This window comes from Lysobacter sp. (assembly GCF_035655815.1).
Classification (GTDB): Bacteria; Pseudomonadota; Gammaproteobacteria; order Xanthomonadales; family Xanthomonadaceae; genus Lysobacter_J.
In genome coordinates this window covers 1-26231 of record NZ_DASRTS010000031.1, presented here as the reverse complement: position 1 = coordinate 26231, position 26231 = coordinate 1, and the positions used below count along the sequence as shown (strand labels likewise).

Sequence of the window (26231 nt, the reverse complement as noted above, 5' to 3'; positions counted from 1 at the left end):
TCCATCCAGCGGCACGGGGTGGGAGGGCCGCCGGCCGGCGCCTACGGCCCGCTGCGTTAGACTCGCGGCACGAGGGCGCAGCCCTGTCATTGTCCCATGCCGTGGCCCGAATCGATTACGACGAAGACGAAAGCATCGACGACAGCGAAACCCCGCAGTGGCGCCGGCGCCTGGTCACCTGGGCGCTGGCCGCGATCGGGCTCGGGCTGGGCTTCCTGATTCCCTACACGCTGTACCTGAATCACGAGGTCGGTGAGCGGTTCGGCCAGTTGCGCTGGCAGATTCCCACCCGCGTCTATGCGCGGCCGCTGGAGCTGGCGCCCGGGCTGACGCTGGATGCGACCACTCTGAAGACCGAGTTGGACGCGGCGGCCTACCACGCCGGTGATGGCATTCGCCCGGGAACCTATGTGCGCAACGGCGGCCGCTGGCTGATCTCCAGCCGCGGCTTCAACGACGTCGATGGCGCGGTGCCGGCGCGCCGCATCGAAGTGTCGCTGTCTGGCAGCAGGGTCGCCGCGGTGCGTGACGGCGCCACGAAGAAGGCCCTGAAGATTGCCCGGCTGGACCCGGCGCGCATCGCCACACTGTACGGCCAGAAGCAGGAAGAACGCCGGCTGGTGCGGCTGGCCGAGGTGCCGGAGCTGCTGGTCACCGGCCTTCAGGCCGTCGAGGACCGCGACTTCAACAGCCACTACGGCATCGACCTGAGCGGCATGATCCGTGCGGCCTTCAAGACCGCCACCGGGCGCACCCAGGGCGCCAGCACGCTGACCCAGCAGCTCGCCCGCAGCGGCCTGCTCGGCATTGGCCGCGAGCGCACCCTCAGCCGCAAGGGCAAGGAGATCCTGTACGCGCTGCTGATCGAGGCCCGCTACGACAAGGGGACCATCCTCGAGGCCTACCTCAACCAGGTGTACCTGGGCCAGCGCGGTTCGCAGGCGATCCACGGCGTCGCCGCGGGCGCCGAGTTCTGGTTTGGCCGCGATCTGGCCGACCTGAGCACGGAACAGGTCGCGCTGCTCATCGGCATCGTGCGCGGTCCTTCCTACTACGACCCGCGCCGCAATCCGGAGCGCGCGCTGGAGCGGCGCAACTTCGTCCTCGGCGAGATGCACGAGACGAAGCTGATCGACGACGCGGAATACCAGCGTGCGCTGAAGGCACCCCTCGGCGTCACGAAGGACCCCGGCAGTACCGCCGCCAACCGCTTCCCCGCGTACGTCGACCTGATCCGCCGCCAGCTGGCGCGCGACTATCCGGCCGACGCGCTGGCCGGGGCAGGTCTGAGCGTGATGAGCGGCATGTCGCCCGCGGCCCAGGCACTGGCGGAAGGCGCGGTCTCGCGCACGCTCAAGAGCCTGGACAGCAAGCGCCGCCCGCCGCTGCAGACCGGACTGGTCGTCACCGACGTGCACAACGGCGAGGTCGTGGCTGTGGTCGGCAGCCGCAGCGTGGCCGAGCACGGCTTCAACCGCGCGGTGGAGGCGCAGCGCCCCGTCGGCTCGCTGCTCAAGCCGTTCGTCTACCTGCTGGCGCTGGCCCAGCCGGGCAAGTACTCGCTGGCCTCCTGGGTGGACGACTCGCCGGTGACAGTGAAGCTGGGCAATCGCAAGAAGGACTGGAACCCAGGCAATTCCGATGGCCGCAGCCACGGCACGGTGCGCCTGATCGACGCGCTGGCCATGTCGTACAACCAGGCCACGGTACGCGTGGGCATGCAGGTCGATCCGGAGCGCATCGCCGGCCTGATCAAGACGCTGGCAGGCATCGAGGCCGAGCCCAATCCCGCACTGATCCTGGGTGCGGTGGACCAGAGCCCGTACGCGATGGCGCAGCTGTACCAGTTCCTGGCATCCGGCGGCGAGATCCAGCCGCTGCACGCGGTGCGCGGCGTGCTCGACGCCAACGGCAAGGCGCTGAACCGTTACGACAAGGAGCCCGCGCCCGCGCAGGACGGCGACGCCATCGCCGCCCGTCTGATCACCATCGCCCTGCAGCAGGCCGTGTCCAACGGCACCGGCACGCAACTGGTGCGCGATGGCCTGGGTCGGCTGTCGCCGGCCGGCAAGACCGGTACGTCCAACGACGGCCGAGACAGCTGGTTCGCCGGGTGGACGGGCGACCACCTGGCCGTGATCTGGGTCGGCAACGACCAGAACAAGGAAACTGGCCTGTACGGTGCGACCGGCGCGATGCGCGTGTGGTCGGCGATCTTCTCGCGCCTGCCGACCGCGCCGCTGGAAGTGGGCAACAAGGGCATCGACTGGCAGTGGACCATCGGTTCCAACACCACCGACGCCGATTGCCCGGGCGCGCGGCGTTTCGCGTACGTGGCCGGCTTCGCGCCGCCTTACGCGCCGTGTCCGCAGCCTGAGCCGGTGGAAGAGGAAGGCGGCGGCTGGCGCGAATGGTTCGGCTTCGGCCGCGACAACGACGAACAGCCCCGCGAGGAAGCACCGCAGCAAGAGAACCAGCCATGATCGTGATCCGCCATGCCGCGCTCGCCGCGCTGATTTTGGGTGTCGTCGCCGCGTGTTCGACCACGCCGTCGCCGGCGCCGCAGCCCGACTTCGACGCGGTCGCTGCGGTGACCGCGATCCGCGCGGCGGGCGGTGCGGCCAACACCGAGCTGGACGTGCAGCCGCTGCGCGACCCGCAGGTGGACGACCTCCGCGAGGAGGCCGAGCGGCTGGAGCGCGCAGGCCAGTATCCGCAGGCCGCGGCGGCGCTGGACCACGCGCTGCAGCTCAATCCGGACGATCCGGCGCTGCTGCAGGAACGCGCCGAGGCCGCGCTGCTGATGAAGCAACTGGACGAAGCCGAGCGTTTCGCGCAGCAGGCGCTGGATCGCGGCTCGAAGGTGGGCCCGCTGTGCCGCCGGCACATGGAAACCATCGCGCAGGTGCGGCAGGCGCGGCCGATTCCGGTCGACGTGCCGGGTGCCGGCGTGGCCGAGGCCCGGCGCGATCGCGATGCCTGCACCGTGTCCGCGCCAGTGCGGTACTGAATCGCCGGCCCGGCCGCATCGCGGCGAGGGCCTAGAATAGGCAGGTGTGCGCAGCGACGGCCGTGGTGTCGTCCCGCAAGTTCCCGTGATCGGCGCGCGTCGTCAGGGAGAGGCCGCATGCGATCCCTGGGCCACGTCGAGACTCCATGCAAGCTGCGGCATCACCGGCAAGCGACACGATCCGGAACGAAAACCGGCTGAGCCAGGCTAGCCGCGAGGCGCTGGCCGACGGCGGCGAGCTCGCGCGCAACATCCCCTCGTTCGCGACGCGACCGGCGCAGCAGGATCTTGCGGCGGCGGTGGCCGATGCCATCGACCGGCGCGGCACCCTGCTTGCGGAAGCCGGCACCGGCACCGGCAAGACCTTCGCCTACCTCGTGCCCGCGCTGCTGTCGGGCAAGAAGACCATCGTCTCGACCGGAACGCGCGCGCTGCAGGATCAGCTGTACCACCGCGATCTGCCGCGCGTGCGCGATGCGCTCGGCGTGGGCCTGAAGACGGCCCTGCTGAAGGGACGGGCCAATTACCTGTGCCATTACCGCATGCGCCAGGCACAGGGCGAACCACGGTTTACTTCGCGCGAAATGGCCGCGCAGTTCCAGCGCATCGTCGCCTGGTCCGGACGCACGCGCATGGGCGACCTGGCCGAACTCGACGCGTTGCCGGAAGACTCGCCGCTGCTGCCGATGGTCACCAGCACCGCGGAGAACTGCCTGGGCAGTGAGTGCCCGTTCTTCGCCGACTGCTTCGTGGTGCAGGCACGCCAGCGAGCGCAGGCGGCCGACCTGGTCGTCGTGAACCATCACCTGCTGCTGGCCGACCTGGCGCTCAAGCAGGAAGGCTTCGGCGAAATCCTGCCCGGTGCACAGGCCTTCGTGGTCGATGAGGCGCACCAACTGCCCGAACTGGCGGCGCAATTCTTCGGTGAATCGCTCAGTGCGCGTCCGCTGGTGGAACTGGCGCGCGATGCGCTCACCGAATGCCGGCAGGTGCCGTCCGCGCTCGCCTCGGTGCAGGAGCCGGCGCGCGCGCTTGAGCAGAGCGTGCGTGCGCTGCGTGCGGCGATGGACGAATTGCCGGTCCGCGGCACGCGTCGGCGCGCCGCCGAGGAGCCGCCGGTCGAGGATGCATTCGACGCACTCGAACAGGCACTGCGGCAGTTCCATGCCGTGGTACAGCCGTACGCATCGACCTCGCCGGGATTCGATGCCTGCGCCGCGCGTGCAGTCGAATTCGAAGGACGCCTGAAGCGCTGGCGCGACGATTCGGCCGAGTCGCCGGACGATCACGACGAAGAAACGCCGCAAATGCAGGACGAAGCCACCGGCGGCGAAGAACCGGCAAACCGGAAGCGCCGCGACGATGGCAGCGTGCTCTGGTACGAGCTGACCGCACGTGGCTTCCGCCTCGCGCGCACGCCGCTCGACGTGGCCGGACCGCTTGCGCAGCATCGCGCGCGCTCGCAGGCGGCGTGGGTGTTCACTTCCGCGACGCTGGCGGTGGGCGGACGTTTCGAACATTTCGCGATCAAGCTCGGCCTGTACCTGAAGGGCGAGGATCCGCCACACACGCTGCTGGTGCCCAGTCCGTTCGACTGGGAAACGCAGGCGCTGTGCTACATGCCGCGCGGCCTGCCGGACCCGACCGTGCGCCATTACAACGAGAGCATGATCGAGCGCATCCGCCCGGTGCTGGAGGCGTCCAACGGCCGCGCCTTCGTGCTGTTCGCGTCGCACCGCGCGCTGCGCGAAGCCGCGGAATTGCTCAGGGACGGTCCGTGGCCGCTGTTCGTGCAGGGCGAGGCGCCGCGTCCGGTATTGCTGGAGCGCTTCCGCGCATCGGGCAACGGTGTGCTGCTCGGGGCGGCGAGCTTCCGCGAAGGCGTCGACGTGGCCGGCGATGCGCTCAGTGTGGTCGTCATCGACAAGTTGCCCTTTGCCGCGCCGGACGATCCGGTGTTCGAGGCACGCCTGGATGCGATCCGGCGCAACGGCGGCAATCCGTTCCGCGACGAACAACTGCCGCAGGCGGTGATCGCGCTAAAGCAGGGTGCCGGCCGCCTGATCCGCAACGAGAGCGATCGTGGCGTGCTGGTGCTGTGCGATCCTCGCCTGACCACCAAGACCTACGGCAACGTGTTCCTCAATTCGCTGCCACCGCTGCCGAAGACGCGGCGGGTGGAGGACGTGCAGGCGTTCTTCGCGCAGCCTGCGCCGGAGCAGGTATAGCTCGCAGTCTCGTGCGGGAAGGCGTCGGTCAGCCGCTGCCGCTGCACGTTGGGCCGGGTATCAGCTGAAGGGCAACGCCCGTCGCGAAGGCGAGCACGACCAGTGCCGGTACCAGCCACAGCGCCTCCGCTGGCCTGCGCCAGACGGATATCACGAACAGCACCAGGCCGGGAGCGCACACCAGGACGATCGAGGCGATCATCAGGAAAGCGCCGCCCCAACAGCCGGCGTTGCCCAGTTCGACGTACACCAGCGTGACCGCGAACGCGCAGAAGGACAGGACCGAAAGCACCGACATGATCCGCGCCGCAGCCATTCTGCGGCGCTTAACCGCGGCAGTAACGGGGGTGTAGCCTTCCGCGGACGGAGCCATCGCGAGCGCCTTTGTGGGGTAGTTGGACAATTCTCGCCGCGCGTTGATGGCCCGGCCATTGGATTTGTCCTGGATGCAGGACGCTGCCCCGTAGAATGCCGGGGTCGTCACCGTCCCCCATCCCATGAAACTCCTCGCCTTCGAAACCTCCACCGAAGCTCTGTCCGTCGCGTTGTCGATTGACGGCGAGGTGCGCGAGCGCTTCGAGCTCGCGCCGCGCCGGCATGCGGAACTCGCGCTGCCGTGGGCGGATGCGCTGCTGACTGATGCGGGCATCCGGCGCTCGCAGCTCGACGCGATCGCCGTAGGCCGCGGCCCGGGGGCGTTCACTGGCGTCCGCTTGGCCATCGCTCTGGCGCAGGGCATCGCGCTGGCACTGGATCGCCCGATCATCCCCGTGTCCACGCTTGCCGCGCTGGCGATGCGAGCCTGGCAACCGGCAGGCGAGGCAGGCGCAACACGCGTGCTGGCTGCCATCGACGCGCGCATGGGCGAGGTCTACGCGGCGGCTTACGAACTCCGCGCTGGCGATGCGCATCCATTGAGCGACGAAACGGTCGGCCCGCAGGAGAACGTCATCATGCCGGGAGCGGAAAGCGGATGGATCGGCGTCGGGACAGGTTTCGGTGCCGCGGACGGCGCGCTTGCCAATCGGCTGGCCGACCGCTTCGCGAACATCGATGCCATGCAATTGCCGCATGCGTCGGACGTCGCCCGACTGGGCGCGCTCGAGTTTGCGCGTGGCGAAGCGCTGCCCGCCGAGCGCATCGAGCCGGCCTACCTGCGCAACAACGTGGCGCTCACGCTGCAGGAGCAGCAGGCGCTGCGCGATTCGAAGCGCTGATCTTTCCTGCCGTCATTCCCGCGCAGGCGGGAATCCAGGCGTCGGAGCCATCACGCCCTTCGTAGGCCGGAATCGGGTCGGAAAGATGTATTCCCGCCTGCGCGGGAATGACCAGCTAGGGGCGCTTCGCCTATCAGTGCCGCCCGCCCCTCAGTCGTCGACCAGCGTGCCGCCCGGGAGGAAGTTCCAGGTCCGCGTCACGTGCAGCACGTCGGGGTTCTCGTCGGTGCGGGGCAGCGGCGGATAGGGCTCGGCGAGCCGGGCGATGCGCAGTGCGGAGGCGTCCAGCAGCGGCGTGCCGCTGGTCTTGACGATGTCCGCGCGTTCGACCGATCCATCGCGACGGATCGCCACGCTGATCACGACCTGTCCCGCGAGCCGACGCCGCCGGGCCTCGTCGGGATAGTTGAGGTTGCCCACGCGCTCGACGCGATCGACCCATTCGCGCAGGTACGAGGCCCACACGTATTCCTGCGTGCTTGCCGAAACGAACTTGCGCGTCGGCCGCTTGGCGTAGCGCTCCGAACGCATGTGGATCTCGGCTGCCAGACGCGCCATCGCCACGTCGCGTTCGATCTTCTCGCGCCCCTGCGGCAGCGGCCGCTCGCTCGGCGTGGGCGTCGCGCGCGGTGCTGCGGTGACGCTCTCGCCGCGCGTACTGGCGACCACGCGCGCTTGCGGCGCGGGTTGCGGCGCCGGCGACTGCGCGCGCAATTCGCGCGGCGCGATGCCGGTGGCGGCCTGCGGCAGCGGACCCGACTGCGCCTCACGCGGACGCGTGCTCTTGTCGTGCTCGCCGCCGCCCTGGTTGCTGGCCTGCGCGAGGAAATCCGCCTGCTTGGGCGTGAGCGCGGTGCTGGTCTGGGTCAGGATCACGTCCAGCGTCGGCATCACCGGCGCGGCGTTCTCCAGCGTCCAGCCCACGCCCAGCAGCAGGATGCCGTGCACCAGCAGCGACAGCACGAAGGTGGCGCTGACGCGGCCGTTGCCGGTGTCGTCGTAATTGGCGGCGAGGGTGCTCATGCGAAACGCATTTTCGACGCGGATGAACGCAGATGGACGCGGATCGGGACTTGCGACGATAGAGCGGTAGAACGCAAGCGAATGCGCGGTGCGTCGCAACGCGTCGCAAGGCTTCGCGGATCCGACTTATCTGCGTTCATCCGCGTAAATCCGAGTCCAGGATCCACGCCTGGACCTTGCGCTCGATAGCGTCGAACAGCAGGCCGGCGATGTTGATGCCGAACTGCGCGTCGAGTTCGCGGATGCAGGTGGGGCTGGTGACGTTCACCTCGGTCAGGTAATCGCCGATCACGTCCAGACCCACGAAGAGCATGCCGCGACGCTTCATCTCCGGTGCGACCTGCGCGGCGATCCAGCGGTCCCGCTCGCTGAGCGGCCGGCCTTCGCCGCGCCCGCCCTGGGCGAGGTTGCCGCGGAACTCGTCGCCCTGCGGAATGCGCGCCAGGCAGTAGTCCACCGGCTCGCCGTCCACCAGCAGGATGCGCTTGTCGCCCTCGCTGATCTGCGGCAGGTAGCGCTGCGCCATGGCCAGGCTGTGGCCGCCCTGGGTCAGTGTTTCCAGGATCACGTTGAGGTTGGCCTCGCCCGCGCGTGCGCGGAAGATCGAGCGCCCGCCCATGCCGTCCAGCGGCTTCAGCACCGCCTCGACGTGTTCGTTGACGAAGGCCTTCAGCGCGGCCGGATCGCGGCTTACCAGTGTCGGCGGACAGCATTGTGGGAACAGCAGCGCGGCCAGCTTCTCGTTGTAGTCGCGCAGGCCCTGCGGGTCGTTGACCACCAGCGCGCCGGCGTTCTGCGCCAGCCCGAGCACCTGCGTGTCGTGCAGGTACTCGTTGTCGACCGGCGGGTCCTTGCGCATCAGCACGACCTGGCCCGGGCCGAAGCGCAGCGTCCGCCAATCGCCCAGTTCGAACCAGCCGTTCTTGTCGTCGCGCACCTGCAGCGGCGCGACCACGGCCTCGGGCGAACCGTCACGCACCGACAGGGCGCCGGGGCGCACGTAGAGCAGCCGGTGCCCGCGCCGCTGGGCTTCCAGCAACATGGCGAAGGTCGAGTCCTTGGCGATCTTGATCGACCCGATCGGGTCCATCACGACGACGATGTCGAGCGTCATGGCAGTACGCGGCAAAAGAATGGCGCGATGGTAGCAGGCGCGTCCGCGGGTTCCGGGTCCGCGCCTGGAATGCTGCGGTCCGCCCCACATCGCCCTCCGCCGACCGGAGGCACCGCCGCCCCGCAGACTGGAACCGCTGTCGCGGCTCGGTCATGCGCCGCTCGGAAAATGCCCGCCCATCAGGTATATGCAATGCACGTGCCCTGCATCGCCCCGCGACCGGTCTGCCGGTCCCCGTGTCCGATCCGGAGGTGGCCCGCCCGCCAGGCGGGCTGCGGCGCGTTCAGCTTGCCCGTCGTCACGCCTGCTTGACAGGTCCGGCGCGGCTTGGAATAAAGGCGACTGGCGAAATGCCTGCAAACGGCGGCATTCGCATGGGGGAATTCGAAATGCTAGACGAGGTCCGCAACGGCAGCCTCGGCGGTCTCAAGGTCATGGTCATTGACGACTCCAAGACCATCCGCCGGACTGCCGAAACGTTGCTCAAGCGCGAGGGCTGCGAGGTGGTGACCGCCACCGACGGCTTCGAAGCGCTGGCGAAGATCGCCGATCAACAGCCGCAGATCATCTTCGTGGACATCATGATGCCGCGGCTGGACGGATATCAGACCTGCGCGCTGATCAAGAACAATCATCTGTTCAAGGGCACGCCGGTCATCATGCTGTCCTCCAAGGATGGCCTGTTCGACAAGGCGCGCGGACGCATCGTCGGCTCCGAGCAGTACCTCACCAAACCTTTCACACGCGAAGAACTGCTCGACGCGATCCGCACGCACGTAAACGCCTGAACCGGGGGGTAGGGCACGCAATGGCACGTATTCTTCTGATCGAGGATTCGCCGACCGATACGGCCGTCCTCACCCAGCTTCTGGAGCGCAACGGTCACCAGGTACTGGCCTCGGGCAACGCCGAGGACGGCATCGAGACCTGCAAGCGCGAGAAGCCCGACCTGGTGATGATGGATGTCGTGCTGCCCGGCATGAACGGCTTCCAGGCCACCCGTGCCCTGTCCAAGGATGCGGCGACCAGCCAGATCCCGGTGCTGATCGTCAGCACCAAGGGCATGGATACCGACAAGGCCTGGGGCATGCGCCAGGGCGCGCGCGACTACATCGTCAAGCCGCCGCGCGAGGACGAGCTGATCGCCCGCATCAACGCGCTCCTGGGCGCCTGACCGGCCGTGCCGATGCTGCAGTCCCCGTTCGACGTTCTGGTGGACTACGAGCGCCGCAGCTTGGCGCACGTGGTCGGCCTGCCCGAACAGCTCGACGCGCCCGGCCTGTGGCGCGGCGTGGGTTACCGCATCGGCGCCCGCCGGCTGGCGTCGGGGTTCGGCGAGGTGCTGGAAATCCTGCCGTTGCCGCAGGTCACGCCGGTGCCGGGCGCGCAGCCCTGGCTGCTGGGCCTGGCCAACGTGCGCGGCAACCTGCTGCCAATCGTCGATCTCAAGCAGTTCCTCGAAGGCGAGCGCACCGTCGTGCACGAAAGCCAGCGCATCCTCCTGGTGCGCCAGCCGGGCGGCGACGTGGCGGTGCTGATCGACGAACTGTACGGACAGCGCAGCTTCCAGGAACAGCAGCGCATCGAACTGGATCCCGCGGCTTCGCCGGACGACTCCGCCATCGCCGCGCTAACCACCGGGCGCTACGCCAATTTCGTCGAACGCGCATACCGCGTCGAACCGCACACGTGGGGCATCTTCAACCTGGATCGGTTGGCCCGCACGCCCGAATTCCGCCAGGCGGCTTCTGACATGCCGCATCGCATCAGCAGCAATACTTCCGAGGTCGAACCATGAGCACTGTGATGGATAGCGCTGCCGGCAAGGGCCGCAGTCTGGGCGTGAACACCTGGCTGGTCGTGCTGGGCGTATCGGTGCTGGTGTTCGGCCTCAACACCGGTTACGCGACGTGGAAGGCGGCGCGCCTGGGTGGCGCGAGCTCCGCGGCCTCGGACCTGCAGGTGAACTCGCAGAAGCTGGCCGTGCAGGGCCAGGAAGCGGTGGGCGGTGATGCCGCCGCGTTCGCCGCGTTCAAGGAAACGCGCGCGCAGATCGTCGAGGACGTCCAGCAGCTCAACGCCAACTTCGGCACCACCGCCGGCGTCTCCGGTCCCATCAAGACCGTGACCGACAGCTGGGGCCCGCTGGGCAAGAGCGCCGACCAGGTGATCTCGTCCGAGAAGGCGGTGCTGGCCCTGGCCGGCAACGCCGACAGCTTCACCAGCCGCGTGCCGCAGCTGCAGGCTCGCTTGGACGAGCTGGTCCGCGCGATGTCGGCCTCCGGCTCGCCGTCCTCGCAGGTCTACATTGCCCTGCGCCAGGTCGTGCTGTCGGGAACCATGTCCCGCCGTATCACCGAAATCCGCGCAGGCGGCAGCGGCGCCGCGCTCGCAGGCGAGGCGCTGGCGCGCGACGCGACGGTGTTCGGCAACGTGCTGACCGGCCTGCGCAAGGGCGACGCCGCGTTCGGCGTGACCCCGCTGGGCAACAGCAACGCGCTGGCCGCGCTGACCCAGGCCGAGACGCTGTGGCTGGAGATGAAGAAGGACCTGGACGCGATCCTGTCCTCCTCGCAGAACCTGTTCGCCGCGCAGGCCGCGGCCGAGTCGATCACCGGCGGCTCCAACAAGCTGCTGGCCGACAGCCAGAACCTGTTCCGCGCCTTCACCGCCTTCGGTTCGCTGAAGGACACCAGCATCGCCGGCAACCTGTGGATCTCGATCATCTCCGGTATCGCCGCGCTGGCCGCGATCATCGCCCTGGTGGTCTCGCTGAACAGCCAGCAGAAGAAGCGCTACCTGACCACCAAGGAACTCAACGACCGCAACCAGGAGGCGATCATGCGCCTGCTGGACGAAATGGGTTCGCTCGCAGAAGGCGACCTGACCGTGAAGGCGACCGTGACCGAGGACATGACCGGCGCAATCGCGGACTCGATCAACTTCGCCGTCGAACAGCTGCGCAGCCTGGTGCAGACGATCACCGACACTTCGGTGCAGGTCGCCGCCAGCGCGCAGGAAACGCAGGCCACCGCGATGCACCTGGCCGAGGCCGCCGAGCACCAGGCTCAGGAAATCAACTCCGCCTCCAGCCGTATCAGCGAAATCGCGGCGTCGATCAACCAGGTGTCGCGCAACTCGGCCGAATCGGCGGACGTGGCGCAACGCTCGGTGCAGATCGCGACCAAGGGCGCGGGCGTGGTGCGCCAGACGATCGCCGGCATGGACAGCATCCGCGACCAGATCCAGGAAACCTCGAAGCGAATCAAGCGACTGGGCGAGTCGTCGCAGGAAATCGGCTCGATCGTGGAACTGATCAACGACATCTCCGAACAGACCAACATCCTCGCGCTGAACGCGGCCATCCAGGCGGCCTCCGCGGGCGAAGCGGGTCGCGGCTTCGCGGTCGTGGCCGACGAAGTGCAGCGACTGGCAGAACGCGCTTCCAACGCAACCAAGCGAATCGAAACGCTGGTGCAGACGATTCAGTCCGACACCAACGAAGCGGTGTCCTCGATGGAGCAGACGACTTCGGAAGTGGTCGCCGGTGCGCGACTGGCCGAGGACGCGGGTACCGCGCTGGGCGAGATCGAAAAGGTGTCGTCGGACTTGTCCAACCTCATTCAGGGCATCTCCAGCGCGGCGCAGCAGCAGTCCAGCGCGGCATCCAACATCACCGCGACGATGAACACGATCCAGTCGATTACCGCGCAGACCTCGCAGGGCGCGAACCAGACGGCGGCTTCGATTGGAAACCTGGCGCAACTGGCCGCCGACCTCCGCCGTTCGGTCGCCGACTTCAAGCTGCCGGCCTGACCAGGGACAAGGTCCATGAACAGGTTCTACAACGGCCACCGTAGGCGAGGCCGCCCGGCTCTCATGCAGGGCGCCCACTTGCGAGGTGGACGATGACCGTGATGCGCGAGGCGATCGACACGACCACGCTCGGCTGGATCAAGCCGGAGCTGGACGAAACCCTGCGCCTGGCCCAGCAGGAGATCGAGGCGTACGCCGAGAATCCAGCCGATGCCAGCTTCATGCGCCGCTGCGCCGACCAGCTGCACCAGGTGCACGGCACGCTGCGCATGGTCGAGCTGTACGCGCCGGCCATGGTCGCCGAGGAGATGGAGCGCCTAGCGCTCGCGCTGCAGCAGGGCAAGGTCGCCGACCGCGACGAAGCCTGTGCGGCGCTGATGCGCGGCGTGGTGCTGCTGCCTGACTACCTGGAACGCCTGCAGGGCGGCCATCGCGACATCCCGATCGTGCTGCTGCCGCTGCTCAACGAGTTGCGCGCGACCCGTGGCGAAGCCGGTCTCAACGAGAGCGTGCTGTTTGCTCCGGACCTGGACCGGCCGCTGCCGGCCAACGTGCGCAGCGCGGTGCCGGTCGCCGCGCCGGCGCGCGGCGCCACGTCGCCGCACCTGGTAGCCCTGCGCGATGCACTGGCCAACTGGCCGGAAGACGGCATTCCGGGACAGCCGGACAAGCTCGCCAGCGCGGTCGACGGACTGCTCGGCGAGGTCGTGCTGGAGCCGGTGCGTCGCATGCTGTGGGTGGCCTCGTCGGTCGCCGGTGCGCTGCGCGATGGCGCGCTGCCGCCGACGCGCGCGCTGCGCCAGGCCTTCGGTGGCGTCGAACGCGAAGCGCGGACCATGCTGTCCGATGACGGCTTCGGTGCGCATCGCAGCGAACCCGCGGCCGAACCCACCCGCCAGCTGCTGTACCACGTCGCCCACAGCGACGGCCGCCATCCGGCGCTGGACGACCTGCGCCATACCTTCGAACTCGCCGCGCACCTGCCCAGCGAGTCCGAGCTCGAACACGCCCGCGGCTCGCTGTCGGGCCGCAACCGCGCGCTGCTGGACACCGTCGCCGCGGCGATCAAGGAAGACCTGCTGCGCGTGAAGGACGCGCTGGACCTGCATCTGCGCACGGGCCAGACCGACGTCGCCGAACTCAAGCCGCAGGTCGAGGCGCTGGGTCGCGTCAGCGACACGCTGGGCATGATGGGCCTGGGCGTGGCGCGTACCGTCGTGCTGCAGCAGCGCGACGCGATGCACGAGATCGTTTCGGGCAAGCGCCCGGCCGACGAGGGCGCGTTGCTCGATGTCGCCGGCGCCCTGTTGTATGTCGACGCCTCGCTGGACGACCAGGTCTCGCGCCTGGGCCTGCCAGACGACCGCGCCGAAGACGACCTGCTCGCCGGCGAGGCGCGCAAGGTGCTGGACGTGCTGGTGCGCGAAGCCATCGCCAACTTCGGCGATGCGCGCCAGGCCTTCGTCGCGTTCGTCGAGACCAACTGGGATCACGCCGAACTGGCAGAAGTCCCGCGCGTGCTGGACGAAGTGGCCGGCGCGCTGCGCATGCTCGAACTGCCGCAGCCGGCCGATTACCTGACCGGCGTGAAGCGCTACACCGAGGTAGAGCTGATCGGCCGCAAGCGCGTGCCCAACGGCCAGCAGCTCGACACGCTGGCCGATGCGCTCGCGAGCCTGGAGTACTACCTCGAGGCGCTGCGCGAGCAGCGTCCGAACCGCAACAACATCCTGGACATCACGCGTCAGAGCCTGGAAACCCTGCGCTACTGGCCGCTGCCGGAATTCGACATCGCTGCCACCATGGCGCCGACCTCGCCGATCAGCCGCGAGGACCTGGCCAGGGTGCCGGACTTCGAATTGTCCGACGAGATCACGCTGGAAGGCGCAACCAAGGGTGCGTTCGACGTCCAAGCGCCCAGGCCGGCTGCGCCCGCGCAGACGACCCCGGTCCCGCCGACCGCTGCCGTGCCGCAGGCCCCGGCCGCGCCGGTACCACCGCCGGCCCCTGCGCCGGCACCCGTCGCAACCACGCCGCAGCAGATCGCGGCCGGTGGCTTCGAGCACAGCGACGACATCGACGACGAAATCCGCGAGGTCTTCCTCGAGGAACTCGACGAAGAGATCCGCCATCTCGGCGACCTGCTGCCGGTCTGGCACGAGGCGCCTGAGGACAGCGAACGCCTGCGCCCGATCCGTCGCGTCTTCCACACGCTCAAGGGCAGTGGCCGCCTGGTCGGCGCCAAGACCCTGGGCGAGTTCAGCTGGAAGATCGAGAACCTGCTCAACCGCGTGCTCGACGGCACCCGCCCCGCCAGCCCGGCCGTGATCGGCCTGGTCGGCCACGCTTACGCCGCGCTGCCGCAGCTGCATGCCGCGCTGCGCAACGAAGGTGCGATCACCGCCGACTTGCCGGCGATGGAAGCACATGCCGACCGCCTCGCCGAAGGCGACGAAACGGCGTACGTGCCGAGTGCGCCGAAGGTCGCCCAAGTCGCCGCTCCGGTCGAAACGCCGGCCGAGCCCGAAGCGCCTCGCGCCACCGAACACTTCATCGAGGACATCACCCTCGAGGCGGTCAGCCTGGACGGGCTGGACGGCGGGACCATGGAAGTCGAAGAGATCACCTTCGACGACGTACCGACGCCGGCCATAGCGATCGAGGACGAGCCGGGCATTCCCGCGTCCGTCGATTCGGTGCTGCTGGAAATCCTCGACGCCGAGGTCTCCGGCCATCTGGCTACCATCGAACAGTGGCTCGCCGCCGCGCAGGCGCAGCCGCGCCTGGTGGACGACGGCCTGCAGCGTGCGTTCCACACGCTCAACGGTGCGTTCGCCATGACCGAGGTGCCGGTGATCACCGACATCACCGGTCCCACCGAGATCTACGTCAAGCGCCTGCTCGCGAGCGGCCAGCCGGCCAGCGCCGAAGGCGTCACCGCGATGTCGGACGTCGCCGATGCGATCCGCCGCACGCTGGCCACGCTGAAGACGCCTGCACCGCGTATTCCCGCGTTCGAAGGCCTGGCCGAGCGCATGCGTGCGCTGCGCGACAGCCTGCCGGACGTGCGCCAGCAGATGCCGTCCGACCTCGACATGCACGAGGCCCCGGTCCGGTTGACCGCGCTCGACCTGAGCGAGTTCACCGATCTGGCCGCCGAAGTGGGTCCGGGTTACCTGGCCGATCCGGCGCATGCCGCGCGTGTGGAAGCCGAACTGGCCGAGGCGCGCCGCATCGAGGCCGAGCGTGAAGCGATCGAGCGTGCCAACGCCGAGCGCGTCGAAGTCGAGCGCCTGGAAGCCGAGCGCTTCGCCCTTGAAGAACAGCAGCGCGAGGCCGAGCGCCTGGCGCTGATCCGTCGCGAGGAGGAAGCACGCCTTGAGGCCGAGCGCCGCGAAGCGGAACTCCTGGAAGCCGAACGTCTCGAAGCCGAGCGTCTGGAAGCGCAGCGTCGCGAGGCGGAGCGGCTCGAAGCGGAGCGCGCTGAAGCCGAGCGCGCCGAGGCCGAGCGTCTTGCCGCGGAGCAGGCGCAAGCCGAACGGCTGGCCGCCGAACAGGGCGCAGCCGAGCGCGCAGCAGCCGAACAGGCCGAAGCGGCCCGCATGGCGGCAGAGCAGGCCGAGGCCGAGCGCATCGCAGCCGAGCAGACCGAAGCCGCCCGCGTCGAAGCAGAACGTATCGCCGCCGAGCGCGCCGCGGCCGAGCGCATCGAGGCGCATCGCGCGCAGCAGCGTCTGGAAGCGCAGTTGCTCGAAGCCGAGCGCATCGCCGCCGAGCGCCGCGAAGCCGAACGTCTGGAAGCCGCGCGTCTGGCAGAGGAAGACGCGGAATACGCGCGCCTCGAAGCGGAATACGCCGAAGCCGATCGTGTCGCCCTCGAGCAGCAGGCGCTGGAAGCCACGTCGGTCGGCCATCCGGCCGTCGCGGACCTGTCCGCCGGCCACGAGCTGCCGTCGGTCGAGGAACTGCCCGAAGTCGACGAACTGCCTGAGGTCGACGAACTGCCCGCCGAACCGGTCGCGAGCACCCCGGCGCCCGCGCCGGAAGTGCAGGAGCCGGCCGTGGCCGCGCTCATCGCGCACGCGCTGGCCACGGCGGACGACCCGGACGAAGAGCTCGACCTGAGCGAACTCGATCCTGAACTCGTCGACATCTTCGTCGAGGAAGCCAGCGACCTGCTCGATCATTCCGACGGCCTGCTCGCGCAACTGCGCGAGGCGCCGACGGAGCGCGAGACGCTGGTCGGCCTGCAGCGCGACCTGCACACCATCAAGGGTGGCGCGCGCATGGCCGGCATCATGGCCGTGGGCGAACTCGGCCACGCCATGGAGTCGCTGCTCGAAGCAGTGGTGGAACAGCGCTTCGAACTCGGCCGCGATGGCGTGCCGCTGCTGGAGCGTGGCTTCGACCGCCTGCACGCGATGGTCACCCGCGTCGGCGAGCGCCGCGCGATCGCGATGCCGGATGCCCTGATCGCCGAGTTCGACGCACGCGCACGCGGCGAAACCACCCTGACGGATCTGCTGGCGGCAGCGCCCACGGTTGCGCAGGTGGCGCAGCCGGCGTCCGTCGAGCCGGCGGCACCGTCGCAACCGGTCGAGCTCAAGCCGCTCTCCGCGCCGATCAGCGACCAGCCGGCCGGCGACGAGGACGACATCAGCGTTCGCGCGCCGCAGGAACAGGTGCGCATCCGCGCCGATCTGCTCGACCGCCTCGTCAACTACGCCGGTGAGGTCGCGATCTACCGCGCCCGCCTGGAGCAGCAGCTGGGTGCGTTCCGCGGCGCCATCGCCGAAATGGCGGCGACCAACACGCGTATGCGCGACCAGCTGCGCCGCCTGGAAATCGAGACCGAGGCGCAGATCGTCGCGCGCTACCAGCGCGAGGGCGACGACGGCGAGCAGGCATTCGATCCGCTGGAACTCGACCGCTTCTCCACGCTGCAGCAGCTGTCGCGTGCGCTCTCGGAGTCCGCGGCCGACCAGACCAGCCTGCAGAACACGCTGGACGACCTGACCCGCCAGTACGAAACGCTGCTGCTGCAGCAGTCGCGCGTGAGCTCGGAGCTGCAGGAAGGCCTCATGCGCACGCGCATGGTGCCGTTCGATGGCCTGCTGCCGCGCCTGCGCCGCGTGGTGCGCCAGGCGTCGGGCGAGCTGGGCAAGCACGTCGGCCTCAAGCTCGACGGCACCCAGGGCGAACTCGACCGCAACGTGCTGGAGCGCATGACCGCGCCGCTGGAGCACATGCTCCGCAATGCCGTCGCGCACGGTCTGGAATCGCCGGACAAGCGCAAGCAGGCCGGCAAGCCGGAAGAAGGCACCATCCGCATCGCGGTGCGCCGCGAAGGTTCGGAAGTGGTGCTGGAAGTCGGCGACGACGGCGCCGGCCTCAACCGCGAGGCGATCCTGCGCCGTGGCGTCGAGCGTGGCCTGGTGCCGGACGGCGCCACGCTGTCCGATGCCGCCATCGACGCGTTGATCCTGGAGCCGGGCTTCTCCACCGCCGAGTCGGTCAGCCGCCTGGCGGGCCGCGGCGTGGGCATGGACGTGGTCGCCAGCGAAGTGCGCCAGCTCGGCGGCACGCTGGACATCCGCTCCATTCCGGGCAAGGGCGTCACCTTCACCCTGCGCCTGCCGCAGACGCTGGCGGTCACGCAGGCGGTGTTCGTGCGCATCGGCGAGACCACCTTCGCCGTGCCGATCGCCTCGGTACGCGGCGTCGGCCGCATCGCCCGCGACCGCCTGGACATGGCGGATGCGACCTACCGCTACGGCGGCGAGGACTACGCGGTGCACGACCTCGGCACGCTGGTCGGCCACGGCACCGCGAAGGCCGAAGGCCATCTGCAGATGCCGCTGCTGCTGATCCGTTCCGGCGACCTGCGCGCCGCGGTGTGCGTGGACCAGGTGGTCGGCAACCGCGAAATCGTGGTGAAGCCGGTCGGTCCGCAGGTGGCGTCGGTGCCGGGCATCTTCGGCGCGACCATCATGGGTGACGGCCGCGTCGTGGTGATCCTGGACGTCGCGCCGCTGGTGCGCCGCCAGTCGCTGCTGCCGCGCGATCACGTCGAAGTTCCGGCTGCGCCGGTCGAAACGCGCCGCGTGCCGCTGGTGATGGTGGTCGACGACTCGGTCACCATGCGCAAGGTCACCGGCCGCGTGCTGGAGCGCCACAACTTCGAGGTCATGACCGCGAAGGACGGCATCGACGCACTCGAGCGTATGGTCGAGCGCGTTCCCGACCTGATGCTGCTCGACATCGAGATGCCGCGCATGGACGGCTACGAGCTGGCCACCGCGATGAAGGGCGACGCGCGACTGCGTGGCGTGCCGATCGTGATGATCACTTCGCGTACCGGCGACAAGCATCGCCAGCGCGCGTTCGAGATCGGCGTGGAGCGTTACCTCGGCAAGCCGTACCAGGAACCCGAGCTGATCCGCAACGTGTACGAGCTGCTGGGCATCCAGGCAGGGGCGATGCGAGATGAGTGAGACCTCGCGTCGCGCGGTATTGCTGGCGCGACCGGGCGCGGCCTGTGAACGACTGCGCTCCGCGCTGGCCGATGCTGGCGCGAACCTGGTGCTGGAAGCCGATCCGACCACGCTCGACCCGGCCCGGTTGGGCGAGGTGTCGCCGCAGGTGATCGTGGTGGCGCTGGATCCGGTGACCGAGGACCTGATCGAACGTTTCGATCCGGTCCTGGCCGATCCGTCGGTCGAAGTGATCTACGAAGAGGCCGCGCTGGCGGCCACGCGCGAAGGTTGGGACCTGGCGCGCTGGGTCCGCCATCTGGCCGCGAAGCTGCACGGGCACGGCGACGTGCTGCCGCCGGGCCATGAGCCGGAGGACGCGGAAGTTCCGGATCCGAAGGGCACGCCTGTCGCCAGCCATGACGCGAGTAACGATGCCAGCTGGAGCGTGGCATCGGCGCCGGTCGAAATGCCGGCCGTCCAGCTTGCTGAGGTGGAAGTGCACGCGACGTCCGCTCCGACGTTGGAGCGCGAACCCGAAGCGGCAGTGCCGCCCCCGGTCGAGCGCGAAGCCGCTCCGCCGCCGATCGTCGCGCCCGCATTCAACGCCTTCGATCCCGTAGCCGCCGAAGCCGACTTCGGGATGGACACGCCGATCGAGATCGAAGCGACCTTCGCGGACCTCGACTTGCCGCTGGTGACCGAGGAACCGGTCGTCTCCGCGGATGCGGGCGATCTGGTGATCGAGCCGTTCGAATCCAGCTTCGACTACGAGCTGGCCGACGCGCCCGCACCGGTCACGCTGGTCGAGGCCACACCTGAGCCGGTGCTGGTGTTTGAGGCGTCCCGGCAGGGCAGCCTGGCTCCGATCGAACTGGCCCCGGAGTTGCAGGTTGAACCCGCCATCGACGCGCCGAAGGCCGCGACACCGGCGGCGCCCGACTGGTCGTTCGCCGACGAGGCGCCGGCTGCGAGGCAGAGCAAGCAGGATCACCGTTTCCAGCGCGATCTGGGCGACCTGGAGCGCCGGATTTCGTCGCTGGAGCTGGTCGAGGATCGTCCCGCGGCTCGCGTCGACGGCGCAGTGCTGGTGCTGGCCGGCATCGGCGGCCCGGACGCGGTGCGCCAGTTGCTGGGCGGGCTGCCGGAAGGTTTCCCACGGCCGGTGCTGGTGCAGCAGCGGCTCGACGGCGGTCGCTACGACCGGCTGGTCGCGCAGATGCAGCGCGCCACGCCGCTGCAGGTGCGTCTGGCCGAGCCCGGCCTGATCGCCATGCCGGGCACGATCTACATCCTGCCGGCGGACATCGGCGCCACGGTCACCGACTCCGGCATCCGCTTCGCCGACGACGGCAGCGACGTGCTGACTGCCTTGCCGTCCGCCGATTCGGCCGTGCTGCTGCTCAGCGGCAGCGACCCGGCCCGCGTGGACGCGGCCATGAACCACTCCTGGGCCGGTGCGCTGGTCGCGGGCCAGGCGCCGGACGGTTGCTACGATGCTGCGGCCGCCACTGCGCTGATCGCGCGCGGCGGCGAATCGGGCCAGCCGGCCGAACTGGCCGCGCGCCTGGCCGCGCGCTGGCGCTGAGCGAGCCGACGAGGAACCACACGATGTCGAACCAAGCCGCTGCTCCCGTCGAAAACGATATCCGGGGCGTGCTGATCCAGGTCGCCGGCGGACGCCTGCTGCTGCCCAACGCGACCATCGCCGAGGTGCTGTCGTATGCGGAACCCGACGCGGTTCCGGATGCGCCGGACTGGCTGCTGGGCCGCATCCGCTGGCGCGGCTGGCAGTTGCCGCTGGTCGCCTTCGCGCGCCTGGCCGGGCTGGCCAAGGAGCGTGGCGGCCTGGGCAGCAAGGTGGTCGTGCTGCGTGCGCTGGGCGGCAATCCGCGCGCGCCGTACTTCGCGCTGCTGACCCAGGGCTTCCCGCGCCTGGTGACCGTGTCGCGCGACACGCTGATGGTGGTGGAAGACAACAACCCGCTGCCCAACGGCGTGCAGGCGCGCGTGCTGCTCAATGAGGACGCGGCGTTCCTGCCCGACCTGGGCGCGATCGAGGATCAGATCGGCGCTGCGATGGCGCAGATCGCTTGAGCGCAGCGGCGGCGCCGCGTTACGCCTCCGTCGACGCCCTGCGCGGCGTCACCGTCGCCGCGATGCTGCTGGTCAACAACCCGGGCGACTGGGGCCATGTCTATGCGCCGCTGGAGCATGCTGCCTGGCACGGTTGCACGCCGACCGACCTGATCTTCCCGATGTTCCTGTTCATCGTCGGCGTGTCGATCGCGCTGGCGTTGCTGCCGCGCGTGGAGCGTGGCGATTCGACAGGACTGCTTGGCCGGACGGTGCTGGGGCGCGCCGCGCGCATCGTCGGTCTGGGTCTGGTGCTGCATCTGTGCGCCTGGTGGGCCTTCGACCTGCCGCACTACCGCGTGATGGGCGTGCTGCAGCGCATCGGCCTGTGTTTCGCCATCGTCGGCATGCTGGCACTGCACACGCGTGGCCGAACGCAATGGATCGCACTGGCGACCCTGCTGCTCGGCTACGGCGCCTTGCTTGCGTCGGGCGGCAGTTACGAGCCGTTCGTCAACCTTGCCAGCCGTTTCGATCACGCTGTGCTCGGCGTGCACGTCTACCAGATCGACCCGGCCACGGGCCGCGGGCACGATCCGGAAGGGCTGCTCAGTACGCTCGGCGCACTGGCGACGACGCTGCTCGGCGTCCGGGCCGGCGACTGGCTGCGCCGTGGCAACCGGCGCGCGCAGTGGATCGCGGGAATTGTCCTCATGGCGTTCGGCCTGGCCTGGGCTACGTGGCAGCCGTTCAACAAGAACCTGTGGACGCCGTCGTACGTGCTGTGGACCGGCGGCATCGCGTGCTGGGTGCTGGCGCTGTTCCATGTGCTGATCGACGGACGTCGCTGGCCGGCACTGGGTCGCGCCTTCGGGGTCAACGCGATTGCGGCATACGCTGGCTCGGCCTTCATGCTGTACGCGCTGGTCGCGGCGGGCTGGCTGCAGCCGCTGTACGAGCACGGTTTCGCGGCGTGGATGACGCCGCGGTTCGGCCCGTACGTACCATCGCTCGCCTACGCGCTGTGTTTCGTGGCGGTGTGGTGGATCGTGGTGCGTGTGCTCGACGCACGCCGCATCTACTTCAAGGTCTGAGCCGGCGGCGTCGCTACAGCACGCCGGGAATCTGCGTCGCCAGCGCCGCCGCTTCGGCCGCGCAGTCCACGCCGGGCGAAGCGCCTGCGGTTCGCAGTCGCTGGACTTCCTTGGTCGCGGCGGCCAGGTCGGACTTGAATTCGGCATTCGCGTGCAGTTTGGCTACGGTGCCGGCGGCGACGACCTTGCCTTCCAGGATGTCGCTCTGCCAGTGCGCGTTGCAGACCAGGCGACTCTCGCTAAAGCTGCGTCCGCGCGCGAGCAGCGCATCCGCGCGATCGGGCGCCAGAGTGGTGAGCACGAGTGCCCAGGTCCAGCCGATCGAGGTGTGCCCGGACGGATACGAGCCGTCGCCGCGCAGCGCGGCCTCGTCCTTCGGCGCACAGGTCGTTTCCTTGTAGTGCACGAATGGACGGACGCGCTTGTAATGATCCTTCGCGCCGTAGGTCGCCAGCCCGGCGTCGGTCATCGTGCGGTGCATCAGCTGGTAGAGGAAGGGCGACTGCTGCTGCGTGATCGGCACGCCCAGCGCGCAGGCGAACGCGCTCGGTGCGTGCGGGAACGACAGGTCGGCATCCGACGTGGCGAGCGTGTATCGCGGGGTGCCGCGTAGTTTTTGCGCGGCGCGGCTGATGGCCTGGTCCTGCCTGAAAGCGGCCGAGTCAGCCGCCGGCGGAGACGGCAGCAGCTTCAGGCTGTCGGGGACGCCGCGCCCCAGATAGCCCGCGACCACGCCCGGGCTGATCTCCGGCACCGGTGCAGGTGCCATGGGACGTGCGGGCTCGGCGGTTGGGACGCCAGCAGCGGGTGCGGCATTCGCATCATCGGACCGCGGCGTACTCGCGCAACCGGCGAGCACCAACAGCAGCGCAGTCCCGAGTGCGCATTCGCGCACCGCAAGCCTCGTCTTCATCCCGACACCTTCCCTTGGTCGACCCGTGCAACGACCGGCGCGATGCGCCGCGCGGGTCATCTGGCCGGCGCTGCGGTGAAGGCGACGTGACGCAGGAGTGTCAGGCGAAGTCGCCAAAGCGTGCCTGGAGCGCGGCGATGGCGGCCAGGCCAGCGGTCTCGGTGCGCAGTATGCGCGGCCCCAGTCGCAGGCCGCGGAAGCCGGATGCACGCAACTGCTCGCGATCCTGCGGAGACCAGCCGCCCTCCGGGCCGATGGCCAGGTAAGCCGACTGCTGTGCTTCGAGTTGCAGCGTGCCGAACGCGAATTCCCCCTCGGGATCGAGGATGAGGCGCGTACCGCCGGCAGGCAGCGCGCCAAGCACGGCCGCAAGCGACAGCGGGGCGGCGACTTCGGGCACCACGGCGCGACCGCTTTGTTCGCAGGCCGACGCGACCACGCTGCGCCAGTGCGCTAGGCGCTTTTCCGCGCGGCTTTCGTCCAGCTTCACTTCGCTGCGCTGCGACCACAGGGGATGGAACGCGCTCGCGCCGAGCTCGGTAGCCTTCTGCAGGATGAGGTCCATCTTCTCGCCGCGCGCGACGCCCTGCAGCAACACCAGCGACAAGGGCGATTCGCGCTCGACGCGCGTGGCGGAATCGATCGCCACGCGCAGTTCGCGCTTGCCCGCCGCGACGATGCGCGCGGCATAGTCGTGGCCATCGCCGTTGAACAACACGCAGGCATCGCCCACGCCCAGCCGCAGCACCCGGACCAGGTGCGCAGCGGCACTTTCCGGCAGGACGAGCTCGGTACCGGCGCTGAGCGGCTGGTCGACGTGGACACGGGTCAGGCGCATGCGGCGGCCTCGGCGATGGCGTGGTCGATGGCCTCGCGCGTGGTCCGCGCGAGCAGTTGCAATACGTCCTCGTCGACGCAGTACGGCGGCATCCAGTACAGCACGTCGCCCAGCGGGCGCAGCAGCACACCGCGTTCGAGGGCGGCGCGATACGCGCGCAGGCCGATGCGCGCGGCGGACTCGAACGGCGTCGACTTGTTGCCGTTGCGGGTGAGTTCGAACGCCACGATCATCCCGGCCTGGCGCACATCGGCGACGTGCGGGTGGTCGGACAGCGGCTGTGCCAGCTGATGCATGCGCTGCGCAGTGCCGCGGTTGCGCGCGACCACGTCGTCGCCGGCGAGTATGTCCAGCGAGGCCAGCGCGGCTGCGCAGGCCAGCGGATTGCCGGTGTAGCTGTGCGAATGCAGGAAGGCCTTCTCGCGCGAATCATCGAGGAAGCCGTCGTAAATGCCCTGTGTCGCCAGCACGGCGGCCAGCGGCAATGCGCCGCCGGTGAGTCCCTTCGACAGGCACAGCAGGTCGGGCTGCACGCCGGACTGTTCCGAGGCGAACAAGGTCCCGGTGCGGCCGAAGCCCACCGCGATCTCGTCGGCGATCAGGAACACGCCGTGCGCATCGCACAGTTCGCGTGCCAGCCGGAGGTACAGCGGATCGTGCATGCGCATGCCGCCGGCGCACTGCACGCGCGGCTCCAGGATCAGCGCGCACACGTCGCCGCCGTGGCGTTCGAGCAGATCGCGCAGGGCGTCCGCCGCGCGGCGCGCGCGATCGGCCGGCGTTTCGCCTGGTTCGCACAGATACGCATCAGGCGAGGGCGCGAACATCGCCTCGGCCAGCAGCGGCGCATACACGCGGCGGTACAGCGGGATGTCGCCCACCGCCAGCGCGCCCAGCGTCTCGCCGTGATAGCCGTTGTCCAGCGCGATGAACTTGGTGCGGCCTTCGATACCGCGATTGCGGAACCAGTGGAACGCCATCTTCAGCGCGACTTCCACGCCCGCCGAACCGTTGTCGGCGTAGAACACCTTGGCCAGCGGCTCGCGGCCGGCCTCGCGCGGCGCCAGCGCGAGCAGGCGCTCGGCCAGCTCGACGGCCGGCTGGTGCGAGCAACCGGCCAGGATCACGTGTTCCAGCGTGCCGGCCTGGCGCGCGATGGCGGCCGCGATGCGCGGCTCGGCGTGGCCGAACAGGTTGGTCCACCAACTGCTGATCGCATCCAGGTAGCGCCGGCCGTCGTGACCGATCAGCCAGGCGCCTTCGCCGCGCGCCACCGGCAGCAGGGGCAGGGTGTCGGGGTGCTCGCGCATCTGCGTGCACGGGTGCCACAGCACCTCGAGATCGCGCCGCCGCCAGTGCGACGCGGCCGTCTCACCGGGCTCTGCTAGCATCAGCGCATCGTGAATCGACTTGTCCATTCCCCCATTATCGCGCCGCGCCGCTGCCGTGGAGCAGGCCCTTGAGCCGGCGGCTTCCGATCATCCACCGCGTGATCGAGCACGAGGCGGTGCCCTACCGGGTCGAGCAGCTCGATCTGGAGTTCTCCAACGGCGAGCGCCGCCAGTTCCAGCGCCTGCACGGCCGCGGCCACGGCGCGGTCGTGGTGGTGCCGCTGCTCGACGAGCACACCGTGCTGCTCGTGCGCGAGTACGCGGCCGGCCTGCACCGGTACGAGCTCGGGTTGGTCAAGGGGCGCATCGACGCGGGCGAGACGCCGGTGCAGGCCGCGAACCGCGAGCTGCAGGAGGAGGCCGGCTATGCCGCGCGCGAACTGCTCAACCTGCGCGCGCTCACGCTCGCGCCGACCTACATGAGCCACCAGACGCAACTCGTGATCGCGCGCGATCTGTATCCGCAGCGCCTGCCGGGCGACGAGCCCGAGCCGCTCGAAGTGGTGCCGTGGCGGCTCGATGCGCTGCACGAACTCGTGCTGCGCGAGGATTTCTCCGAGGGCCGCAGCATCGCGGCCCTGTTCATCGCCCGCGAATGGCTGAGGATGCAGGCTTGATACCCGAACGCGTGCGTGAGGACGTGATTGCGATCGCCCGGGACGCGGCCGCCGCGATCCTCGGCATCTACGACAGCGACTTCGCGGTGCAGCACAAGGACGACGACTCGCCGCTGACCGCGGCCGACCTCGCGGCGCACCGCTGCATCGTCGACGGCCTGGCGCGCGTGACGCCGGACATCCCGGTGCTGTCGGAGGAGTCCGCGCATGCGGTGTCGCTGGACGAGCGTCGCGGCTGGTCGCGCTTCTGGCTGGTCGACCCGCTCGACGGCACGCGCGAGTTCCTCAAGCGCAACGGCGAGTTCACCGTGAACATCGCGCTGGTCGACGACGGCGTGCCGCTGTTCGGCGCCATCCAGTCACCGGTCAGCGGTGCGGTGTGGCACGGTGCACCGGGAACCGGTGCCTTTCGCCGCGATGG

20 protein-coding genes are annotated in these 26231 nt (G+C 69.4%); 14 read left to right on the top strand and 6 right to left on the bottom strand.

Annotation, left to right across the window (positions count from 1 at the left end; translation table 11 throughout):
* Positions 1-101 precede the first annotated feature (101 nt).
* The 3 genes from mrcB to VFE83_RS08335 all read left to right on the top strand — a co-directional run bounded on the left by mrcB (position 102) and on the right by VFE83_RS08335 (position 5238).
* Positions 102-2483, top strand: coding sequence for a penicillin-binding protein 1B (gene mrcB, locus VFE83_RS08345; RefSeq protein WP_324904987.1), 2382 nt, complete (start codon positions 102-104; stop codon positions 2481-2483).
* On the top strand, positions 2480-3010 hold the full coding sequence (locus VFE83_RS08340; RefSeq protein ID WP_324904985.1) for a tetratricopeptide repeat protein: 531 nt from the start codon (positions 2480-2482) through the stop codon (positions 3008-3010). Before mrcB ends, VFE83_RS08340 begins: the two co-directional genes overlap by 4 nt.
* 146 nt (positions 3011-3156) lie before the next feature.
* Positions 3157-5238 (top strand): ATP-dependent DNA helicase, encoded by a 2082-nt coding sequence (locus VFE83_RS08335; RefSeq protein ID WP_324904983.1) that lies wholly within the window; start codon positions 3157-3159, stop codon positions 5236-5238.
* A gap of 28 nt (positions 5239-5266) precedes the next feature.
* Here the strand turns inward: VFE83_RS08335 and VFE83_RS08330 are convergent, their stop codons facing one another.
* The gene (locus tag VFE83_RS08330) at positions 5267-5722 is read right to left on the bottom strand and encodes a hypothetical protein (protein ID WP_324904981.1); all 456 of its coding nucleotides are present in this window, start codon (positions 5720-5722) and stop codon (positions 5267-5269) included.
* 13 nt (positions 5723-5735) lie between these two features.
* Here VFE83_RS08330 and tsaB point away from each other — a divergent pair, with 13 nt between their 5' ends.
* Entirely contained in the window at positions 5736-6455 is a 720-nt protein-coding gene (gene tsaB / locus VFE83_RS08325) for a tRNA (adenosine(37)-N6)-threonylcarbamoyltransferase complex dimerization subunit type 1 TsaB (RefSeq protein WP_324904979.1), read from the top strand.
* Between the two features lie 150 nt (positions 6456-6605).
* On the opposite strand, the gene VFE83_RS08320 is transcribed toward tsaB, so the two are convergent.
* Entirely contained in the window at positions 6606-7478 is an 873-nt protein-coding gene (locus tag VFE83_RS08320) for an energy transducer TonB (RefSeq protein WP_324904977.1), read from the bottom strand.
* Positions 7479-7614: 136 nt separating this feature from the next.
* Entirely contained in the window at positions 7615-8592 is a 978-nt protein-coding gene (gene gshB, locus VFE83_RS08315; RefSeq protein ID WP_324904975.1) for a glutathione synthase, read from the bottom strand.
* 389 nt (positions 8593-8981) lie between these two features.
* On the opposite strand from gshB, the gene pilG reads away from it, so the two are divergent.
* The 8 genes from pilG (at position 8982) to VFE83_RS08275 (ending at position 22051) form a co-directional block, all read left to right on the top strand.
* Complete coding sequence (gene pilG, locus VFE83_RS08310; RefSeq protein ID WP_115843698.1) at positions 8982-9380, top strand: twitching motility response regulator PilG; 399 nt, start codon at positions 8982-8984, stop codon at positions 9378-9380.
* Positions 9381-9400: 20 nt separating this feature from the next.
* Positions 9401-9766, top strand: coding sequence for a response regulator (locus tag VFE83_RS08305; protein WP_324904973.1), 366 nt, complete (start codon positions 9401-9403; stop codon positions 9764-9766).
* Between the two features lie 15 nt (positions 9767-9781).
* A complete protein-coding gene (locus tag VFE83_RS08300) occupies positions 9782-10390 on the top strand; it encodes a chemotaxis protein CheW (protein ID WP_324905195.1) in 609 nt (202 codons plus the stop codon).
* Positions 10387-12408, top strand: a complete 2022-nt coding sequence (locus VFE83_RS08295) for a methyl-accepting chemotaxis protein (protein WP_324904971.1) — start codon at positions 10387-10389, stop codon at positions 12406-12408. The genes VFE83_RS08300 and VFE83_RS08295 overlap by 4 nt, the downstream gene beginning before the upstream one ends.
* Before the next feature lie 92 nt (positions 12409-12500).
* Positions 12501-18902, top strand: a complete 6402-nt coding sequence (locus VFE83_RS08290; protein WP_324904969.1) for an Hpt domain-containing protein — start codon at positions 12501-12503, stop codon at positions 18900-18902.
* Positions 18895-20469 carry a chemotaxis protein CheB gene (locus VFE83_RS08285; RefSeq protein WP_324904967.1) on the top strand — a complete coding sequence of 525 codons (1575 nt, stop codon included), beginning with the start codon at positions 18895-18897 and terminating at the stop codon, positions 20467-20469. The genes VFE83_RS08290 and VFE83_RS08285 overlap by 8 nt, the downstream gene beginning before the upstream one ends.
* A gap of 23 nt (positions 20470-20492) precedes the next feature.
* Positions 20493-20978, top strand: coding sequence for a chemotaxis protein CheW (locus VFE83_RS08280; protein ID WP_324904965.1), 486 nt, complete (start codon positions 20493-20495; stop codon positions 20976-20978).
* Complete coding sequence (locus tag VFE83_RS08275; RefSeq protein WP_324904963.1) at positions 20975-22051, top strand: acyltransferase family protein; 1077 nt, start codon at positions 20975-20977, stop codon at positions 22049-22051. The genes VFE83_RS08280 and VFE83_RS08275 overlap by 4 nt, the downstream gene beginning before the upstream one ends.
* A 13-nt stretch (positions 22052-22064) precedes the next feature.
* On the opposite strand, the gene VFE83_RS08270 is transcribed toward VFE83_RS08275, so the two are convergent.
* The 3 genes from VFE83_RS08270 to bioA all read right to left on the bottom strand — a co-directional run bounded on the left by VFE83_RS08270 (position 22065) and on the right by bioA (position 25193).
* Positions 22065-22964 carry an acid phosphatase gene (locus tag VFE83_RS08270; protein WP_414674709.1) on the bottom strand — a complete coding sequence of 300 codons (900 nt, stop codon included), beginning with the start codon at positions 22962-22964 and terminating at the stop codon, positions 22065-22067.
* A gap of 100 nt (positions 22965-23064) precedes the next feature.
* Complete coding sequence (locus VFE83_RS08265) at positions 23065-23802, bottom strand: 16S rRNA (uracil(1498)-N(3))-methyltransferase (RefSeq protein WP_324904959.1); 738 nt, start codon at positions 23800-23802, stop codon at positions 23065-23067.
* On the bottom strand, positions 23793-25193 hold the full coding sequence (gene bioA, locus VFE83_RS08260; protein ID WP_414674714.1) for an adenosylmethionine--8-amino-7-oxononanoate transaminase: 1401 nt from the start codon (positions 25191-25193) through the stop codon (positions 23793-23795). Before bioA ends, VFE83_RS08265 begins: the two co-directional genes overlap by 10 nt.
* 68 nt (positions 25194-25261) lie before the next feature.
* Here bioA and nudE point away from each other — a divergent pair, with 68 nt between their 5' ends.
* A complete protein-coding gene (gene nudE / locus VFE83_RS08255; RefSeq protein ID WP_324904955.1) occupies positions 25262-25810 on the top strand; it encodes an ADP compounds hydrolase NudE in 549 nt (182 codons plus the stop codon).
* On the top strand, positions 25807-26231 hold a 425-nt coding region (locus VFE83_RS08250), incomplete at its 3' end, for a 3'(2'),5'-bisphosphate nucleotidase CysQ (protein WP_324904953.1). The genes nudE and VFE83_RS08250, both read left to right, overlap by 4 nt.

Coding starts and splice junctions, on each gene's coding strand:
- VFE83_RS08340 (WP_324904985.1), top strand. CDS start 2,480: ATGATCGTGATCCGCCATGCCGCGCTCGCCGCGCTGATTTTGGGTGTC.
- VFE83_RS08335 (WP_324904983.1), top strand. CDS start 3,157: ATGCAAGCTGCGGCATCACCGGCAAGCGACACGATCCGGAACGAAAAC.
- tsaB (WP_324904979.1), top strand. CDS start 5,736: ATGAAACTCCTCGCCTTCGAAACCTCCACCGAAGCTCTGTCCGTCGCG.
- VFE83_RS08320 (WP_324904977.1), bottom strand. CDS start 7,478: ATGAGCACCCTCGCCGCCAATTACGACGACACCGGCAACGGCCGCGTC.
- gshB (WP_324904975.1), bottom strand. CDS start 8,592: ATGACGCTCGACATCGTCGTCGTGATGGACCCGATCGGGTCGATCAAG.
- pilG (WP_115843698.1), top strand. CDS start 8,982: ATGCTAGACGAGGTCCGCAACGGCAGCCTCGGCGGTCTCAAGGTCATG.
- VFE83_RS08305 (WP_324904973.1), top strand. CDS start 9,401: ATGGCACGTATTCTTCTGATCGAGGATTCGCCGACCGATACGGCCGTC.
- VFE83_RS08295 (WP_324904971.1), top strand. CDS start 10,387: ATGAGCACTGTGATGGATAGCGCTGCCGGCAAGGGCCGCAGTCTGGGC.
- VFE83_RS08290 (WP_324904969.1), top strand. CDS start 12,501: ATGACCGTGATGCGCGAGGCGATCGACACGACCACGCTCGGCTGGATC.
- VFE83_RS08285 (WP_324904967.1), top strand. CDS start 18,895: ATGAGTGAGACCTCGCGTCGCGCGGTATTGCTGGCGCGACCGGGCGCG.
- VFE83_RS08280 (WP_324904965.1), top strand. CDS start 20,493: ATGTCGAACCAAGCCGCTGCTCCCGTCGAAAACGATATCCGGGGCGTG.
- VFE83_RS08270 (WP_414674709.1), bottom strand. CDS start 22,964: ATGAAGACGAGGCTTGCGGTGCGCGAATGCGCACTCGGGACTGCGCTG.
- VFE83_RS08265 (WP_324904959.1), bottom strand. CDS start 23,802: ATGCGCCTGACCCGTGTCCACGTCGACCAGCCGCTCAGCGCCGGTACC.
- bioA (WP_414674714.1), bottom strand. CDS start 25,193: ATGCTAGCAGAGCCCGGTGAGACGGCCGCGTCGCACTGGCGGCGGCGC.